Source organism: Arthrobacter sp. UNC362MFTsu5.1, assembly GCF_000685965.1.
Taxonomy (GTDB): Bacteria; Actinomycetota; Actinomycetes; order Actinomycetales; family Micrococcaceae; genus Arthrobacter.
Genome location: NZ_JMLE01000024.1, coordinates 23,434 through 41,347, shown reverse-complemented (window position 1 = coordinate 41,347; position 17,914 = coordinate 23,434). Strand labels below are relative to the sequence as shown.

At 64.5% G+C, this 17,914-nt stretch carries 16 protein-coding genes; 11 read left to right on the top strand and 5 right to left on the bottom strand.

Annotation, left to right across the window (positions count from 1 at the left end):
* Positions 1-83: 83 nt before the first annotated feature.
* On the top strand, positions 84-1,454 hold the full coding sequence (locus BS38_RS0118860; RefSeq protein ID WP_028272214.1) for a DNA cytosine methyltransferase: 1,371 nt from the start codon (positions 84-86) through the stop codon (positions 1,452-1,454).
* Positions 1,455-1,573: 119 nt separating this feature from the next.
* Positions 1,574-1,984 (top strand): very short patch repair endonuclease, encoded by a 411-nt coding sequence (locus BS38_RS26850; RefSeq protein ID WP_081818973.1) that lies wholly within the window; start codon positions 1,574-1,576, stop codon positions 1,982-1,984.
* Positions 1,985-2,181: 197 nt separating this feature from the next.
* On the opposite strand, the gene BS38_RS26845 is transcribed toward BS38_RS26850, so the two are convergent.
* From BS38_RS26845 to pdxA, 5 genes are all read right to left on the bottom strand, one after another.
* Positions 2,182-3,324 (bottom strand): restriction endonuclease, encoded by a 1,143-nt coding sequence (locus BS38_RS26845; RefSeq protein ID WP_197024983.1) that lies wholly within the window; start codon positions 3,322-3,324, stop codon positions 2,182-2,184.
* Between the two features lie 244 nt (positions 3,325-3,568).
* A complete protein-coding gene (locus BS38_RS27220; protein WP_156037182.1) occupies positions 3,569-4,042 on the bottom strand; it encodes a hypothetical protein in 474 nt (157 codons plus the stop codon).
* Positions 4,043-4,109: 67 nt separating this feature from the next.
* Positions 4,110-5,231 carry a DUF262 domain-containing protein gene (locus BS38_RS0118850; RefSeq protein ID WP_043439244.1) on the bottom strand — a complete coding sequence of 374 codons (1,122 nt, stop codon included), beginning with the start codon at positions 5,229-5,231 and terminating at the stop codon, positions 4,110-4,112.
* A gap of 210 nt (positions 5,232-5,441) precedes the next feature.
* Positions 5,442-6,236, bottom strand: coding sequence for a DeoR/GlpR family DNA-binding transcription regulator (locus BS38_RS0118845; protein ID WP_043439242.1), 795 nt, complete (start codon positions 6,234-6,236; stop codon positions 5,442-5,444).
* A gap of 64 nt (positions 6,237-6,300) precedes the next feature.
* Positions 6,301-8,685: a 4-hydroxythreonine-4-phosphate dehydrogenase PdxA gene (gene pdxA, locus BS38_RS0118840; RefSeq protein WP_028272211.1), complete on the bottom strand. Its 2,385-nt coding sequence runs from the start codon at positions 8,683-8,685 to the stop codon at positions 6,301-6,303.
* Positions 8,686-8,871: 186 nt separating this feature from the next.
* Between pdxA and BS38_RS0118835 the strand changes: the two genes are divergently transcribed.
* Genes BS38_RS0118835 through BS38_RS0118795 form a run of 9 tightly spaced genes read left to right on the top strand, consistent with a single transcriptional unit; the run spans position 8,872 to position 17,863 of the window.
* The gene (locus BS38_RS0118835) at positions 8,872-10,446 is read left to right on the top strand and encodes an ABC transporter substrate-binding protein (protein ID WP_028272210.1); all 1,575 of its coding nucleotides are present in this window, start codon (positions 8,872-8,874) and stop codon (positions 10,444-10,446) included.
* 3 nt (positions 10,447-10,449) lie between these two features.
* Complete coding sequence (locus tag BS38_RS0118830) at positions 10,450-11,385, top strand: ABC transporter permease (RefSeq protein ID WP_028272209.1); 936 nt, start codon at positions 10,450-10,452, stop codon at positions 11,383-11,385.
* Positions 11,382-12,326, top strand: a complete 945-nt coding sequence (locus BS38_RS0118825) for an ABC transporter permease (protein WP_028272208.1) — start codon at positions 11,382-11,384, stop codon at positions 12,324-12,326. The genes BS38_RS0118830 and BS38_RS0118825 overlap by 4 nt, the downstream gene beginning before the upstream one ends.
* 1 nt (position 12,327) lies before the next feature.
* A complete protein-coding gene (locus BS38_RS25665; RefSeq protein WP_051629022.1) occupies positions 12,328-13,218 on the top strand; it encodes an ABC transporter ATP-binding protein in 891 nt (296 codons plus the stop codon).
* On the top strand, positions 13,211-14,044 hold the full coding sequence (locus BS38_RS25660) for an ATP-binding cassette domain-containing protein (protein WP_051629021.1): 834 nt from the start codon (positions 13,211-13,213) through the stop codon (positions 14,042-14,044). Before BS38_RS25665 ends, BS38_RS25660 begins: the two co-directional genes overlap by 8 nt.
* Positions 14,045-14,104: 60 nt before the next feature.
* Entirely contained in the window at positions 14,105-15,094 is a 990-nt protein-coding gene (locus BS38_RS0118810; RefSeq protein WP_028272207.1) for an aldo/keto reductase, read from the top strand.
* Positions 15,095-15,152: 58 nt separating this feature from the next.
* Entirely contained in the window at positions 15,153-15,944 is a 792-nt protein-coding gene (locus BS38_RS0118805; RefSeq protein ID WP_028272206.1) for an HpcH/HpaI aldolase family protein, read from the top strand.
* A 3-nt stretch (positions 15,945-15,947) separates the two neighbouring features.
* A complete protein-coding gene (locus tag BS38_RS0118800; RefSeq protein WP_028272205.1) occupies positions 15,948-17,192 on the top strand; it encodes a sialidase family protein in 1,245 nt (414 codons plus the stop codon).
* Entirely contained in the window at positions 17,189-17,863 is a 675-nt protein-coding gene (locus tag BS38_RS0118795; protein WP_028272204.1) for an SDR family NAD(P)-dependent oxidoreductase, read from the top strand. The genes BS38_RS0118800 and BS38_RS0118795 overlap by 4 nt, the downstream gene beginning before the upstream one ends.
* Positions 17,864-17,914: the final 51 nt, after the last annotated feature.

Here is a 17,914-nt window from a genome sequence, read left to right as displayed (position 1 = left end):
CACACCCTCACCTCGCGACGCATCCGCGGGGTGAGGACAAGATGTCGGAGGCATGAGGTTAGGTGGGGGAGAATAGGAGTCTTATGAAATACGTTGACCTGTTTTCCGGCTGCGGGGGCCTCTCCCTGGGCATCGAGCGAGCCGGCGGCCAGTTGGTGCTCGCTGTCGAGAAGTCCGACATGGCTGCCCGCACGTTTTACCACAACCTCATAGACGACGCCTCCGACGCGGCGAAGTGGGGGCGGTACGTCGCGTCTGAAGAAAACAATCAGATCGCGTCGCGCCTTCTCGTACGCGAACTCAGCGTCCTGCTAGAAAACACCGCCGCCATGAAGGACATCCGCTCCAACGGACTAGACCTCGTCGTCGGCGGGCCGCCATGTCAGGGCTTCTCCCTGGCCGGACGTCGCAACCCTGCTGATATCCGGAATGAGCTTCCCTGGCAGTATCTTACGTTTGTGGGCGCAACTCGCCCGCGAGCGGTTGTTATCGAAAATGTCGTTGGCATGGATAGAAGCTTTGCAAAAGGAGAGGCATCATCGTTCCGCCAGTTGCAGCAAGCATTGGCTGAGACCGGCGATGGATATGTTGTCCAAGGCGTGCACGTCAACGCGGTTCATTATGGTGCGCCGCAGCACCGTCCGCGGCTGATGATTATCGCCGTTCGGACGGACGTCGCGGCTGACCGCGGCATTACTGCGACGGGGGAAACTTGGCGTTCCGCTTTCGTCGACCAAATCGAGGGCGACATCCCGTCATTGGCGCCTCGCCCTACGAAGCAGATGTCGGAGATGGAGGCCGTTGGCCATGCCGTTGGTGACCTCACGGCACGTGGAGCCGCCATCGCGGATGCTGATTCCGTGGCCTACGTGCGGTCGCTATCCAAGGACTTCTGGCCAGGACGCAACCCAGCCCCGGCTGAACTGCGAAACCATGTCCGGCGCCGGCACGGCGAGCGCACAACACAGCGGTTCCGCTTCTACCAGTACCTTTCGCAGAGCGGCCTCGACCAGCGGCTCCTGAGCCACGCGGCGCGGCTTCCGGAGGACGACGCAAGGCTTTTGTTGAAGCACCGACTCCTGGAGGCGCCCCTGCCTGCGAGAGCGCCGGACGGCGTTTGCCTTGCCGAGTCTCTGGAAGATCTTGTTGAACTCGCGTATGGGCTTGCCACGAGGAAACACTCCCAAAAAGTGCTTACCTGGGGTGAACCAGCCAGAACAGTGGTGACGCTCCCGGACGACTACGTCCACCCCATCGAACCGCGGATTTTCACAGTTCGAGAAATGGCACGATTCCAAGGATTCCCGGACCACTTTGAATTCCTTGGCAAAGAAACCACTGGCTCTCAACGCCGACGCTTTGAAGTTCCGCAGTACTCTCAAGTCGGAAATGCTGTCTCACCGTGGCTGGCTCTTGCGGTCGGCAGAAAGATGAGCCCTATTCTGTCTGACTGATTAATCGAAGAGCCACGAGGACCACGTTGGTCGGAACTTCGCGCGAGCTCCAGCCACGGACATCAGAGTATGGCGGCCCCCCGCCACCCCTTGTTGGGAAGGGCAGGTAAAATGGGCCCATGGCGGACTTCATGACCGCGGCGCAGCGCAGCGCACACATGGCAAAGATTCGATCGAAGAACACGAAGCCGGAATTGTGGCTCCGGCGCGCTCTGCACTCGGCTGGATATCGCTATCGTCTTCACGACCCAGCTCTGCCGGGGCGTCCCGACTTAGTGTTTGCGGGCCGGAAGAAAGTCATCTTTGTAAATGGGTGCTTCTGGCATGGGCACGACTGCCCTGTAGGCAGCCGTTTACCAAAGTCCAATACAGCATTCTGGGCAGACAAGCGGCGCCGGAACCAAGAACGAGACAAGAACCAGAGATCGCAATTGACGGAGTTGGGCTGGAGCTACCTCGACGTATGGGAGTGCGAAGTGGGGACAGGCCTTGGTCCGCTGGCAGAAGTCCAGCTATTTCTAGACGAGTAGGGCAGACCGCGCCACTTCTTCAAGGGAAAGTTCCTAGAACTTCCCCGGCGCACGTGCGCCGGCGGAACTTGCTCAGATGACGGCCCAGCGCTTATCAGTTGGCACCTTACCCCAACAGCGAAAAGGGTCGAGGATCTGGGTCCTACGGGCAAACCTGTTCACGTCGACCTAGAACACATAACAAGAACCTTGTCGAATTATGGATATTCTGTCTTTAGCCAATTGCGGATTTGTTCGAGATCGGATTTGCCGCTCCTGCGGAGCGACTCAGTGATGTCCGCTCCTGCCAAAACAATGATCGGGTGCTGATCTTCAACTATCTCCTTGTATGCCTGTAAGTTTAGGTAACTGGTAGTCACAAGTATGCCGAATTGCCGGTGCCGCAGTCGGGAAATTAGGCGTGACACATGTCGAACTCCAACCCCGTTACTCTTGGAATAACACTTTGCCTCCATGGCAAAGTCTATAAGTATCGAGCTGGGTCCTGTTCCGACCCGCAACATTCCAATCGCATCGCGTCCCCCATCCCGATGGGGCCTTGTGACATCGATGGAAGCAATGTTAGGTATGGTCAGGTGGAGAAGGTCAGCGGCAAAATGCTCAAAGTCAAAGGGCCGATCTTTGAAATAGCTGTAAATAAAATCAAGAACGGCTTGGGAATGGCTATCTCGGGGTAGTTGTTCTTCCCGCGTCCGATGACGTTCTGTGAGGGGGGCCAAGAGAGGCTGTATCACTCCCGTCTGGATCCAGGAGCGCCAGGCTCTCGGTGCCGCGTCTGAGTAGTGGTTGCCCGCCTTAATGTCGTCAATCCATTGTCGTTTTATTTCCGGAATATCGAGGACGGTAAACTTGGCCCTATAATTCTGGAAACGCTGCTTCGCTTTCGTCCTCCAGACAGCTACTAGTGGACCGTCTGCATCTTCCACTCGGGTAGTTGGGACTGCAACCCCTAGTAGCTTCATGTCTCGCCAGACTCCCAATGATTGGAATACGAATATAGGCGGGATTTTGTGCCGTTCTGCGGGGGTGGATTTGGGTGCACCGAAGATCTGACGGAGGATTTCATTTCCTCGTCTTGGAGTCCCGTGGAGGGGCTGGCCAGGCTTTTTGTTATCCCCAAAGTATGTGAAGACCCCAGTTTCGGGATCGAAGGAGTCCGGCCAATCCAAGTCAGTTCCTGCAGTGGTGACGACTAGCAAACGCATGTCTTGTTGTTTACCTAAATAACGAAAACCGCCCATGTTGTTGACGCCAAGAAGTGCCGCTAGTGGATCGTCACCCGCATTTCCTGAACGTCCACCGATAATGGGTGCGTCAACGTGAATGTCAGCTCGGCTCAACGACATATGTCAGCCCATCTTATCGCGGTACTAATGCAGCACATCGAGTCAGCATAAAGCAAGGCGCGGATAGGCACTACACTCAGTCAGCGGATAGGCACTACAGTCAGTCATCCCTTCTCTGCCGCGCAGTGCCCATCGCTTCTTCCTGACATCTCAGCAGAAGAGCAGCAGCAGTGATCAGGAATGGGGTAGGAGTCTCCGGAGCTAACTCCACCTCCCTAACCATCTTGACTTGCAGCATTCATGTCAGTGGGTTGTTAGATGTATCTGAAACCGGCAGGCTGGCTGGTTGTTTGGGATCAAAGCGCTTTACAAGCCACTTGACAACCTCTTCGGCCGCCTCCGTCCAGGCCAACGCCCGGGACGTTGTTACATTTTCTCCATCGCCGTGGGCGATTTTCTTCCGTGCAGCCACCATGGCTCCAATTCGCCCACGTAGAAGATTGTCTTCGCAGCTGAGAAGCGCGTCCAGTTCTCCGTGCCATGAAGGATGAAAGGAGTTCACGAAGGTCAGCAGTTGTTCGGGCGTTACGCCCTGACCTCCCCGCAAGTGAACCCGGATCCGTCGAGCAACCTCACCGGACGCCTTTTCTGTAGCAAATAGATCGGCCACATCGTCTCGTACGGCCTCGATGAAGCCAGCAGCCCGCACCACTAAATACCGAGCCATCGCACGCTCAACTACGTCTGGGTTATTTCGATCCAAATTTCTCAAAGCGTCGCGAGTCTCGCGGAGGTCCAGCTGACGCTGCCTAAGAGACGCAGGGGGCCAAGTTTGCATTCTAGGCCGTAAATGCCTCGGTAGCCAGCGACAGGCGCAACTGCGTCGAGTCCTTGTCTGCTGTAAAGCGGGTGGTGGCGGCGACAAATTCTGCGTTGTTCTTTAGCTGCTCCACCCTCTCCTTCGTTTTATCACTCAAGCGACCGGTTTCGATAGCTCTCATCATGCCCACTAGGATTGCTTCGGACTGGGCTACGTTCGGAGTCTTCCCTCCTGGGCGTCGCAGTGCACTAGGCCCAACTTCACTCAGTAGTACCTTGCATGCAGACTGGAACAATTTTCCGGATGTGGCGACGTTCTGAGGCGTTTGTCGATTTTCCGCCGCAAAGGTGTTGAGGAAACCCTTCAATGGCTTGGTGTAACTGTCGGCTTTCAAATGAAGTGCCAGTATCCGCATGATCAATTCTTGGTCCCGAATGCGGGCTGACTTCTGGCCGTACAGCCCCCGCCAGTTCTCGTCCTTGTTGAGGGACTCGAGAAAACCTATCAACGGGCCGGCGTATAGAGCAACGCGTATCTCGTGCGGTGTGAGCTGCGTTCCACCGGAATTGAGGCGTTCGAAAATTTGATAGATGGCGGAATCGACACCCGCGGATCCATCGGCAACAACGATAGTCGCCTGAAGAAAGCTGTCATCGAGCTTGAAGCGCAGTGATTCGTTGAGGGTTTTGTATGAGAGTCCCTTAAAGTCGTCTCCCACATTGGTCAAGACGAATTCCTTACCGGCATGCACCCCATCGTGGAATCGACGGAGCGTTACCAGCCGTTGCTGACCATCCAGCACTAACATCCTGTTATCGGTCTGCTTGATTAGGAAAATTCCCGGTACCGGATAGCCCAAAAGGAGTGACTCAATGAATCGGTCCATTTGTGCCTTTGTCCATACAAAACCACGTTGAAATCCTGCAGTTGAAATTCTTTCATCAGTTCCCCCAAACTGGGGAACTAGCATGGATTCTCGCTGTAGTCGGGTGACTAGGCCTGCGACGTCAAAATCTTGAGTCGTATAAGTGACCGACACTGGAGTTTCATCCACAGCCACTAGATCATCAAGTTCCTCATCTGTAAGAGTCCGCTCAAGCGCGTGATCCTCGTGCAGGTCGTCGATCTGTTCCGCTTCCATGTTTATAGGTTAACGTATAGATACGACGGCTAATGCTCCTCACTGGTATGCGCTTGAGACGGGCGTGAGAACAATTTTGACTACGAAAGCGATCATCCTTGCCGTGAGGAAATGAAGGCGAACTAATCTGGTCATGCCATCGCGGGGACATGATGAACGTTCATGCAAGCTAATTAGTCCAATGCCGGAACTCTCTCGAGTTAGTTCCACCTACGACATTTCGTCGCGGGCGCTGGTGAACACCTCAGCCACCTCAACCCCCACCCCAGCGTCCCGAAACTTTCGCACCTGCCCGGGATCCACGCCGTCGTCCGTCACCAGCGTCCAGGGCAGCGCCAGCCGCGCCCAGGCATGAAAAGGCCGCAGCCCCAGCTTCGACGAATCCGCCAGCACATACACCTCCCGGCCGCGCCGGGCCATGAGCTCCTTGAGCCGGGTTTGGGCGTGGTCGGCCTCGCAGATGCCGTCCTCGGCCGTGACGGCGTCTGCGCCGAGGAACACCCGGTCAAAGCTCATCCGTTCCAGCGCCGCTTCGGCCAGCGGTCCCACAAAACTTTGCGAAAGGCTGCGCAGCCGTCCGCCCAGGCAGTCCACCTCGATGCCCTCCGAATCGGCCAGCTCCTGCATGGTGTTGATGCCCGGCGTCGTCACGGACAGCTTTTCGAACCCCCGCAGCTCGTGCGCCAAGGCACCCACGGTGGAGCCGGCGTCCAGCAGGATGTTCTCCCCGGGCCGGATCACGGACGCCGCCCAGCGGGCAATCGCATGCTTCTGCTCAAACGCCTCGCCGGTTCGCTGCCGCAGCGAAGCCTCCGGGTGCGCGCCCATCGCCATCGCCCCGCCGTAGGTGCGGGCCAGCCGGCCCTGCCCGTTTAGCAGGGCCAGGTCGCGGCGGATGGTGGAGGCCGTCACCTCGAACCGGGCGGACAGCTCCTCCACGGACGCCAGGCCGGTGGTGACAGCAAGGTGGTAGATCTCCTCGCGCCTGGCATTTGCGCTCAGCATTCCCGGTCTCCTTCGCGTGGGCGTGCTTACCATGCTAGTTCCGGCCCCCAACAAATCAGTGCTGCTACACGGCCACGGCAGGCCGGGTGGCCATCTCCGCCGCCTGGTGCAGCGCCTCCACCATGCTGCGCGGATCCGCGATCGCCTTGCCGGCAATGTCAAAGGCGGTGCCGTGGTCCACGGACGTCCGGATCACCGGCAGGCCCACCGTGATGTTCACGCCGGCCTCGATGCCCAGCACCTTCACCGGCCCGTGCCCCTGGTCGTGGTACATGGCCACCACCAGGTCGTAATCGCCCCGGCCGGCCAGGAAGAACAGCGTGTCCGCGGGCAGCGGGCCCGTCACGTCGATCCCGGCAGCCTGCGCCGCCTTCACGCCCGGTTCGATCTTCTCCGCTTCCTCGCCCTGGCCGAACAGCCCGTTCTCGCCCGCGTGCGGGTTGATGGCGCACACCCCGATCTTCGGGTTCGGGATGCCCGCCCGGACCAGCGCCTCATGGCCGCGGCGGATGGTGCGCTCCACCAGGTCCGGGTTGATCTTGCGGATGGCGTCCATCAGCCCGATGTGCGTGGTCACGTGGATCACCCGGATCTTGGGCGTGGAGAGCATCATGGACACTTCCTCCGTGCCCGTCAGCTGCGCCAGCAGCTCGGTGTGCCCGGGGAAAATGTGCCCGGCCGCGTGCAGCGCCTCCTTGTTCAGCGGCGCCGTGCAGATGGCCTGCACCGTCCCGGCCATCGCCAGCTCGCTGGCCACCCGGATGTACTCGTACGCGGCGTGGCCGGCCACGGGGGAGAGCTGCCCCCACGGCAGGTCCTCCGGCAGCAGCGCCAGGTCGATCACGTTCACCCGGCCCGGCGTGAACACCGCGTCCTCCACCTTTTCGATCGTGTGGATGTCCGCCTCGATCCCCAGGACCTCCGCGGCCTGGCGCAGGCGCAGCGCGTCGCCGATCACCACGGGCCGGCACTCGGCATTGCTCTGCGGATCCAGCACGGCGGCCACCACCACCTCCGGCCCCACCCCGGCGCCGTCGCCCATGGTGACGGCCACGTAGGGGAGGGCGTCCTGCTCGGTCTTGCTTGCTGCTTCGGTGGTCATGTCTGCTCCAGATCGTTCGGAAGTCTTGCTGGGAAGGGTGTTGGCGGGAGCCGGCGCGGACCGGCCGCGGCGCTCCCGGATTTCGTCGTAAAGCTGTAGGAGGGCCAGGTCATCGCCGAAGCTGCCGGGCTTGGTGCCCACCAGCGTCCCGTCCTCGGCGCGGCTGAGCACCGCCCCGTGCTGCACGGCCGCGAGCGGCACCAGGCTGTGGAGGCCGACGGCGTCCAGGACTTCCCGGGCCGTCTCGCCGCCGGTGAGGATCAGGTCAGCGCCCGATCCCTTGGCTGCTTCGGCCGCGAAGCCGGACAGCGCCCGGACGATGCCGGCGGCCTTTGCCGGATCCACCTTGGCTGCGGCCAGGGTGACGGCCACATTGGTCCCGGTTGCCAGAGCCTGCCGGACTTCGTCCAGCTGCGGCTGGTAGGCCCCGGTGGCGCCCGCGTACAGCGGGTGCAGCCTTATCACCGCGAAGCCGCGCGCTTCCAGCTGGGCCAGCTGCGCCTGTGCCGTTCCGGAAGCGGAGCCGACGACGGCGAGCACCGGCCTGGTGCCCACCTGCAGTTCCGCGGCGGTTGCGTCAGCCGGTGCCTCGGATTGCGCATTTCGCGCAGATTGCGCGGCCAGCCGCTGCGCGAGAACGTCGGCCGTCCCGCCCGTGCCCACCAGGACCACGCGGCGGCCGCCGGCGCTGAAGCCAAGCTCCAGCAGGGCATCCACCACATTTTCCAGATCCTGCACGGTCTCGCCGTCCGCCACCACCAGCGCGGGCCGGTCAGATTCCAGCAGACCGGCCAATGTCGCGGAAAGCGAGCCGGACCGGACCGCGGCCAGGTCCAGGGTGTGCACCGAGGCGGGAGCCTCCGGGCGCAGCAGGGAAAGAATATCGGCGGGCGGCGCGGACAGTTCTGCCTGCCACAGTTCCGTCTGCGCCAGGGGAGTCCCGGCAACCAGGGGCTTGCCGTCCCGGACCGATCGCTGCAGCTGGGGGAGTGCCCCGGCAACAACGGCGTGGAAGCCAAGGCCCGTCAGCGCGGCGATTTCGGCGCGCACGTTCCCGCGCCACAGCGAGTCGATCTTCTTGAAGGCCACCTGCGCGCCGGCAGCAACAGGACTCGAGAAAGCCTCAGCCACCAGCGCGCCGGCATCAGCATCAGGAAGCCCGCGCGAATGCGTATCGGTGACCACAACATCGGTGACCGGCCCCGCAGGGGAGGCGCCGCCGTCGTGCGTTCCCGGAAGAACTGGCGTTCCCAGCGAAACCTGCGCGGACAGCCCATGCTGCACAAAGCAGTAGCCAACCTCGGCGGCGCCGGAGAAATCGTCGGCCTGCACATACACGGAAGCCACATTGCTCCTCTCGCGCTACTAGTCGGTTGGGCCCCGCCAAACGCGGGATTGCATTTATCATGGCACGATTGCGCGAATCACGCTAGATGGGTTGCGCAATTCGCGCAGGAGTGGCAAAGTGATGGAGACAACATTCGGCGCAGCCAACCGGCAGGCCGCCGTCCCCGTTCTACCGAGAGGTCAACGATGACCGTTCTTCCTCAAGGAAGTGAGATTTCCCGCCGCAGGCTGCTGCAGTTCGGCGCCGCGGCCGGGTTTCTGCTGGGCACAGGAAGCCTCGCCGGCTGCGCCGGCCCCACCGGCCTGCCGGGACCCAGCACCCTGACCCTGGCCCTCAACCGGTCCCTGGTCAGCCTGGACAACAAGCTCAACCAGTTCGACGCCGCCGTCACCGTGCAGCGCTCCGTCCGTCAGGGCCTCACCGCCATCGGCCCCGAAACCAAGCCCGTCCTGGTGCTCGCGGACCGCTTCGAGATGACCGGACCCACCGAGTGGACCGTCCGGCTCCGCGAAGGCATCCGCTACTCGGACGGCAGCCCGGTCAAGATCGAGGATGTGGCCACCGCCCTGAAGATGTACCAGCAGGTGCAGGGCTCCTTCGTGGCCGGCTTCTTCCCCGAATTCCCCGCCGTGGTGCCGGTGGATGACCGCACCTTCAAGATGGTGTCCAAGAAGCCCGTCCCCATCCTGGACTCGCTCATGAGCATGATCCTGATTACCCCCGCCGCGCAGAACAAGCCGGAGGAACTGCAGGACGGCCTGGGCACCGGCCCCTACGTGGTCACCAAGTTCAACCGCGGCGCCGGCACCTACAGCCTGGCCCGCAACCAGAACTACTGGGGCCCCGCCCCGCAGGTGGAGAACGTGGAAGTCCGCTTCCTCCCGGAGGAATCCAGCCGCGTCATCGCGCTGCGCAGCGGCGAGGTGGACATCATCGACTCCATCACGCCCGACTCGCGCGAACAGCTGGCCGGACTTCCCGGCGTCGAACTTAAGGAAGCCTCCAGCCTCCGGCTGAACCAGATCTTCTACAACTTCCGCAAGCCCGCCGGCCACCCGCTGGCCGACGTCCGCGTCCGCGAAGCCCTCAGCTGGGCCATCGACGGCGAGGCGCTGGTGAAGGACGTGCTGGTGGACTCCGTCAGCGCGGCCGAAGGCGTCACCCCGTCCAGCCTCACCGGCTACCACAAGACCGGCACCTACACCTACGATCCGGCGAAGGCCAAAGCCCGGCTCGCGGAATTGGGCGTCAAGGACCTCACCCTGAAGATCATCTGGGAAACCGGCGAATTCGCCTCCGACACCTCCGTGATGGAGGCCCTGGTGGAGATGTTCGGCGCCATCGGCGTCAAGACCGAGCTGCAGCAGTTCGAACCCGGCGGCAACATCCTGGCCTGGCGCCAGGGCAAGCAGGGCGACTGGGACCTGCTGGGCAACGGCTTCAGCAGCCCCACCGGACTGGCCATCACCATGATGCAGGGCATGTACGCCGGCACCCCCGAAAAGGAAAAGACCCGCGACACCTACCAGGGCTACGTGGTCCCGGACGTGCAGGCCAAGATCCAGGCCGCCTCCTCCGAGGTGGACCCGGCCCGCCGGCAGGAACTCCTGGCCGTGGCACAGCAGGCCATCTGGGACACCTGGCCCTGCGCCTGGGCGTTCGTGCCCAAGTCCGTCCTCGCCCACCGGGAGCGGGTGTCCGGGATCAACCTGGCACCCACCAACTCCTACCCCCTCGTTGATGCCCGGCTGGAGGCCTAAGCCATGACGAACTACATCCTCAAGCGCCTGGGACAGGGCCTGCTGACCGTGTTCCTCACGGTGTCCACCGTCTTCGTCCTGATCCGCATGGCCCCGGGCGATCCCGCCGTCTCCTACGCCGGACCGCTGGCCACCACCGAACAGCTCGACGCCGTCCGGGAACAGTTCGGCCTGAACAAGCCGGTGCTGGAGCAGTACTGGATCTTCCTGCAGCAGCTGTTCACCGGCAACCTGGGCCAGTCCTACTCCTTCCAGGCCCCGGCCATGCAGGTGGTGGCCGAGCGGATGCCGTACACGCTGACCCTGGCCACGGCGTCCATCCTGCTCACCGCCGTCGTGGCCATCCCGCTGGGTGTGTGGATGTCCCGCCGGCCGGATACCGGCAAGGAACTCGGCGTGAACGTGCTGACCATCGCCGGGCAGTCCATGCCCGACTTCTGGACCGGCATCATGCTCCTCACCGGCTTCGCCGTGCTGGTCCCCATCTTCCCGGCCTCCGGCTTCGCCACCTGGGGCGGGCTGGTGCTCCCCACCATCACCATCGCCATCCTGCAGATCGCGCTGATCTCCCGGATGGTCCGGCGGGAAATGACCGCCAACTTCGCCGCCCCGTACCTCACGGTGGCCCGCTCCCGCGGCGTCAAGAACTCGGTGCTCACGTGGCGTTACGCCATGGGCAACTCCGCCATCCCGGTGTTCACCGCCCTCGGCACCCGCTTCGCCGCCATGCTCAACGGCGTGGTGGTGGTGGAAGTGGTGTTCGCCTGGCCCGGCGTCGGCTCCCTGATCGTCCGTGCACTCGAAACCCGCGACTACCCCCTCATCCAGGCAACGGTCCTCCTCACCGCACTGCTGGCGGTGGGTGTCCAGCTGGTCATCGACCTCGCCTACCCGCTCCTTGATCCCCGCGTTCGTCTTGGAAAGGCGGCAACAGCATGAGCATCGATACGGCAACTCCCGCCGGAGGTTCGTCACCACTGCCGGCCGGGCAGCCGGCCCGGCAGCCGAGCCCCAGCGCCGTCACCAAGGCGGACATCGCCAAGGCGGGCGCCACCCGCCGTCGTAATGCCGCCAAATGGAAGCTCATCGTGGGCACCGTCTGCACCCTGCTGGTGATCATCCCGATCATCCTGGCCCAGGTGCTGCCGCTGCCGGACGCCAACTTCCAGGACCTCTCCGCCCGGCGCCTGCCGCCGTTCACGGACGGGCACCTGTTCGGCACCGACCAGCTGGGCCGCGACCTCCTCTCCCGCGTGCTGCACGGCGGCCAGGTCTCGCTGACCATCGGCCTGCTGGCCGTGCTGGTCTCCGGCGCCATCGGCATCATCCTCGGCGCGGCCGCCGGCTACTTCGGCGGGTGGGTGGACACGGTGGTTTCGAGGCTCCTCGAAGCCCAGATGTCCCTGCCGCTGCTCATGATGCTGCTGCTGGTGGTGGCCCTGTTCGGCCCCTCCATCCCGGTGATCACCTTCGTGATCGCCATCGCCCAATGGCCCGAAGTTGCCCGCCTCACCCGCTCCATGGTGCTGGTGGAACGCGAAAAGCCCTACGTCTCCGCAGCCCGGATCCTGGGCCTGCACCGGATCCAGATCCTGATCCAGCACATCATCCCCAACGTCATCAAGCAGGCCACCCTGGTGGTGCTGCTCCTGCTGGCCCAGGCCGTGCTGCTCGAATCCGCACTCAGCTTCCTGGGTGCCGGCCCGCAGCGCCCCTTCGCCACCTGGGGCCGCATCATCTCCGACGGCCAGGACTACATCACCACGTCTTGGTGGATGGTCACCCTGCCCGGCCTGGTGATCGTGCTCATGGTGGTGGGCGTCAACCTGCTGGGCGACGGCCTCCGCGACCGTCCCCGCCGCAAGAAGAAGGGTGCCTGACATGACCGCTTCCACTGTCACCGAACAGCCGAAGTTCACCGAGCAGCCGCTCCTGGAGGTCCGCGACTTCCAGGTGGAACTGATCACCGACGCCGGCATCATCCGCGCCGTCGACTCCGTCAGCTTCAGCATCCACCGGGGCGAGACGGTCACCATTATCGGTGAGTCCGGTTCCGGTAAATCGACGACGGCGATGGGCATCCTCCGCCTGCTGCCCGAGGACCTTGCGGTGCTTTCCGGCACCGTGCTGATCGACGGCGTCGACGTCACCGCCGATCCCAAGGCGATCGACAAGGTGCGCGGCAAGACCCTGGCGCTCATCCCTCAGGACCCCATGACGGCGCTGAGCCCGGTCCACTCGATCGGCAGCCAGCTCTTCGAGGCCATCCGGATCGCCGGCGCCGCCTCCGCCAAGGACAAGGGCGCCCTGCAGGCACGGGCCGTCCGGTTGCTGGAGCAGGTGCACATCCCCACCCCGGAGAAACAGCTGAAGAAGTACCCGCACCAGCTCTCCGGCGGCATGCTCCAGCGCGTGCTGATCGCCATCGCCCTGGCCAGCGAACCCCAGCTGCTGGTGGCGGACGAGCCGACGTCCGCCCTGGACGTGACCGTGCAGGGCGGCATCCTGGACCTGCTCCTGGAACTGCAGGAACAGCGCGGCATCGGCATCCTGATGATCACGCACGATCTGGGCGTGGCCCGGCTGATCTCGGACCGCATCCACGTGATGAAGGACGGCTCCTTCGTGGAGTCCGGCGACGTCCAGCAGATTGTGGACCACCCCGCCACCGAATACACCCGGGCCCTGCTGGCCGCCGTGCCCGTCCTGGGCCCGTGGGACGAAACCCCCGCCGCCACCACCCTGACCACAACTGGAGCAAGCCATGACTAAGCCGTTCCTCGCCGTCGAAAACCTCGTGGTGGACTACCACGTGCCGGGCGGCACCTTCCGGGCCGTGGACGACGTCTCGTTCTCCGTGGACAAAGGCAAGACGATCGCCGTCGTGGGTGAATCCGGCTGCGGCAAGTCCACCATCGCCAAGGCGCTGATGCGGCTGGTGACCCCCACCAGCGGGCGCATCGACCTGGACGGCACGGACATCGCGTCCATGAGCGAGGCGAAGCTGCGGCCGCTGCGCTCCAAGTTCCAGATGGTGTTCCAGGACCCGTATGGCTCCCTGGACCCGCACATGACCGCGCAGGAGATCGTGGCCGAGCCGCTGAAGCTGCAGGGCGTCCGGTCCAAGGCGGAGCGGCACAAGGCCGCCGCCACGCTGATCGACCAGGTGGGCCTGCCGGTCAAGTCCCTGGACAAGCACCCGTCCGAGTTCTCCGGCGGCCAGCGCCAGCGCATCGGCATTGCCCGGGCGCTCGCCTCCAAGCCCGAACTGCTGGTCTGCGATGAGGCCACCAGCGCGCTGGACGTGTCCGTGCAGGCGCAGGTGCTGCGGCTCCTGAAATCCATCCAGGACGAAACCGGCATCACTTACGTGTTCATCTCGCACAACCTTGGCGTGGTGCAGGAGATCAGCGATACCGTCATGGTGATGCAGCGCGGCAAGCTGGTTGAACACGGCTCCACCGCGTCCGTCCTGACCGCCCCCAAGGAGGACTACACCCGCAAACTCCGCCGCGCCGCGCTGGACCCCTCCACCATGACCGGCCTGAAGCCGCGGCACCTGGTCCGCTCGCTGGCCCTCGCCAATCAGGCGAACTAGCCCAACCCGGCCTGACCCCTTCCGTACTTACTGACCAAAGCAACCGCAAGGAATCAACGCATGAGCAAGCAGCCCGAAGGCGCCCAGGTGGACGGCCTGAAACTTCCCATCTCCCGGCTGGTCCTGGGGACCATGACGTTCGGCGACACGGTGGATGAAGCCACCGCCGGGCGGATGGTGGAGGAAGCGCTCGACGCCGGCATCACCACGATCGATACCGCCAACGCCTACGTCGGGGGAACCACCGAGGAAATGCTCTCCCGGCTCCTGAAGGGGCGGCGCGGCGACGTTGTTCTCGCCTCCAAGGCGGGCATGCCGCACGCGGACCACGGCTCGAATTCGCCGTTGTCGCCTGCGGGGCTGCGTGCCAGCGTGGAGGGTAGCCTCCGCCGGCTCGGCGTGGACAGCATCGACCTGTTCTACCTGCACCAGCCGGACCGCACCACGCCTTTGGCTTCGACGTTGTCCACGGTGGCCGAGCTGTACGCCGAGGGGAAGATCGGCGCCCTGGGCGTCTCCAACTTCGCCGCCTGGCAGATTGCCGACGTCATCCACACCGCCCGTGAAGTGGGGGCGCCGCGGCCGGTGGTCGCGCAGCAGCTGTACAACCTGGTGGCCCGCCGGGTGGAGGAGGAATACCTCGAATTCGCCGCCACCCACAACGTCCACACCATGGTCTACAACCCGCTGGGCGGCGGGCTGCTCACCGGCAAGCACAGCTTCGACGCCAAGCCCACCGAGGGCCGCTACGGCGACTCCAAACTGGCTGCCATGTACACCCAGCGCTACTGGGACAAGCAGCTGTTCGATGCCATCGGGGAGCTCGCCCGCATCGCTGCGGATTCCGGCATCACGCTGGCCGAGCTGTCGCTGCGCTGGCTGGCCTACCGGGACGGTGTGGGTTCGATGCTGCTGGGCGGTTCCAAGGTGGAACAGCTGCAGTCCAACATCGCCGCTGTGGCCAACGGGCCGCTGCCCGCCGACGTCGTGGAAGCCTGCGACGCCGTGGGCACCTCGCTGCGGGGCCCAATGCCCGCCTACAACCGCTGATTTTCTCCCTACGCCTGACCCGACTGCTTCCCTGTACCGAACTGACTGAAGGACTCTGATGACCTCCCAACTGGCCCTCGAATTCGCCCGCAAAATCCGCGCCCGGGAGCAGGCGGTGGGCTACTGGGCCGTGCTGGACGCGCCCGTGGCCACCGAACGCATCGGCCGGCTCGGCTACGACTACGTGGCCCTGGACGCGCAGCACGGCCTGCTCGGCTACTCGGGCGTTCTCAACGGGCTGATGGCCATCGACGCCGGGCACACCGCCGTCGGCATGGTCCGTGTGGAGGCCAACGACTTCACCGCGATCGGCAAGGCGCTCGACGCCGGCGCCGTGGGCGTCATCGTCCCGCTCATCAACAACGCCGAGGACGCCGCCGCCGCCGTGGCCGCCGCCAAGTACCCGCCGCTGGGCGGCCGCTCCTACGGCCCCATGCGCTCGGCCCTGCGGATCGGCCCCAAGCCCGCCGACGCCAACGCCACCACGCTGGTCTTCGCCATGATCGAGACCCCCGAAGGACTGGCCAACGTCAAGGAAATCTGCGCCACCCCCGGCCTGGACGGCATCTACGTGGGACCGTCGGACCTGGCGATCGCCGTGGGCGGGGCGTTCCCCGGGGATCCCGCCGTCGACGCCGAATTCAACGCCGCGCTGGAGACCATCTCCGAGGCCGCCGCGTCAGCCGGGATCGCCGCGGGCATCCACACCCCGGCGGGCACGGTGGCCAACCAGCGGCTGAGCCAGGGCTACACGTTCACCACCATCGCGTCGGACCTGACGCACCTGGAACAGATCGCGAAATCCCACCTCGACGCCGCCCGCTCCGACGCCGGAACCCAGGAGAGCTGACCCATGACGAACACCACCACCGACGCGTACAGCACCATCACCCCCGACGGGACCGTAAAGCGGGCGGACGGCGCGGACTTCGCCTACCTCCCGGCGCCCACCGTGCAGAGCCACGCCGCCAACCTCCTTACCCTGCCGGACGGCCGGCTGGGCTGCGTCTGGTTCGGCGGCACCCAGGAAGGCGTGCCGGATATCTCCATCTGGTTCTCAACGCTGGAGCCCGGCAGTAGCCAGTGGTCCGAACCGCAGCAGCTCTCCGACGATTCGACCCGGTCCGAACAGAACCCGATCCTGTTCACCGCGCCTGATACTTCCCTCTGGCTGCTGTACACCGCGCAGAAGGCGGGCAACCAGGACACCGCCGAGGTCCGCCGTCGTACGTCAACGGACGGCGGCCGCACCTGGGGCGAGGTGGAAACGCTGTTCCCCGCAAACGAAACGGGCGGCGTGTTCGTCCGCCAGCTCCCGGTGGTGCTGCCGTCCGGCCGCCTGATCGTGCCGATCTTCCGGTGCATCACCACGCCGGGGGAGAAATGGGTGGGCAACAGCGACGACAGCGCCGTGATGATCTCCGACGACGCCGGCGCCACCTGGACCGAGCACGTCCTGCCGGGGAGCCTGGGCTGCGTCCACATGAACATCCAGCCCGTGGCCGACGGAACCTTGCTGGCACTGTTCCGCAGCCGCTGGGCCGACTCGATCTACGAATCCCGCTCCACCGATAGCGGCTCCACCTGGAGCGAGCCGGTCCCCACCGAGCTGCCCAACAACAACTCCTCCATCCAGTTTACGGCGCTCGCCGACGGCCGCCTGGCACTGGTGTACAACCACAGCCGGGCCGAGGCTTCCACTGAGCGCCGGCTGTCCCTCTACGACGAGATCGAAGACGACGGTCTGGCCGAGGAACAGGGCCAGCTCGCCGAGCCGGATGCTGCTGCTTTCTCCGAGGACGATGGTTCGCGGAAGGCATTCTGGGGCACTCCGCGCTCGCCGATGACGCTGGCGATCTCCGAGGACTCGGGCCGTTCGTGGCCGATCCGCCGCAACCTGGACGTGGGGGACGGGTACTGCCTGTCCAACAACTCCCGCGACGGGCTCAACCGCGAATACTCCTACCCGTCCATCCACCAGGGCCCCGATGGCGCCCTGAACATCGCGTACACGTACTTCCGGCAGGCCATCAAGTTCGTCCGGGTGGACCCGCAGTGGGCGTACGAGGGCACCACCACGCCCGGCGGGGACGAATGACCAAGCACGCCATAGTCACCGGCTCGAGCTCGGGGATCGGCAAGGCCATTGCGGAACGCCTGCTGGCCGACGGGTGGCGCGTGACCGGACTGAGCCGGACCGAGTCCTCCATGGGCGAGGGCTTCCGGTGGCAGCAGGCCGACCTCTCGGAGCCCGAGTCCCTTGCCAGCATTGTGGAGGCCATCGGGCCGGCGGATGCCCTGGTGCACGCCGCCGGGTTCCAGCGGACCGCGCCCTTGGGCGAGCTGGACCCGGCCGCACTGGCGGGAATGTTCACCGTCCACGTGGCCGCCGCCAGTGCGCTGGCCAACGCAGTGGTGCCGTCCATGCCCGACGGCGGGAGGGTGCTGCTGCTGGGCAGCCGCACCTCCACCGGGTCGCCGGGCAAGAGCCAGTACGCAGCCACGAAGGCTGCGTTGATGGGCCTGGGCCGGACGTGGGCGCAGGAACTCGCGCCGCGGGGGATCACGGTCAACGTGCTCTCCCCGGGCCCGACCGACACCCCGATGCTGAACGACCCCGGCCGGGCAGCCACCCCGGTGCGGATGCCGGCACTGGGTGCCCTGGTGGACCCGGAGGATGTGGCCGCCCTGGCCGCGTTCCTCCTGGGCCCGCACGGGAAGTCCATCACGGGTCAGAACTACGTCATCTGCGGCGGCGCCTCCCTCTAACCCCCAAACCCCCAACGCCCTCTCACTTTTCGGGCCAAACCGGTGAACCCT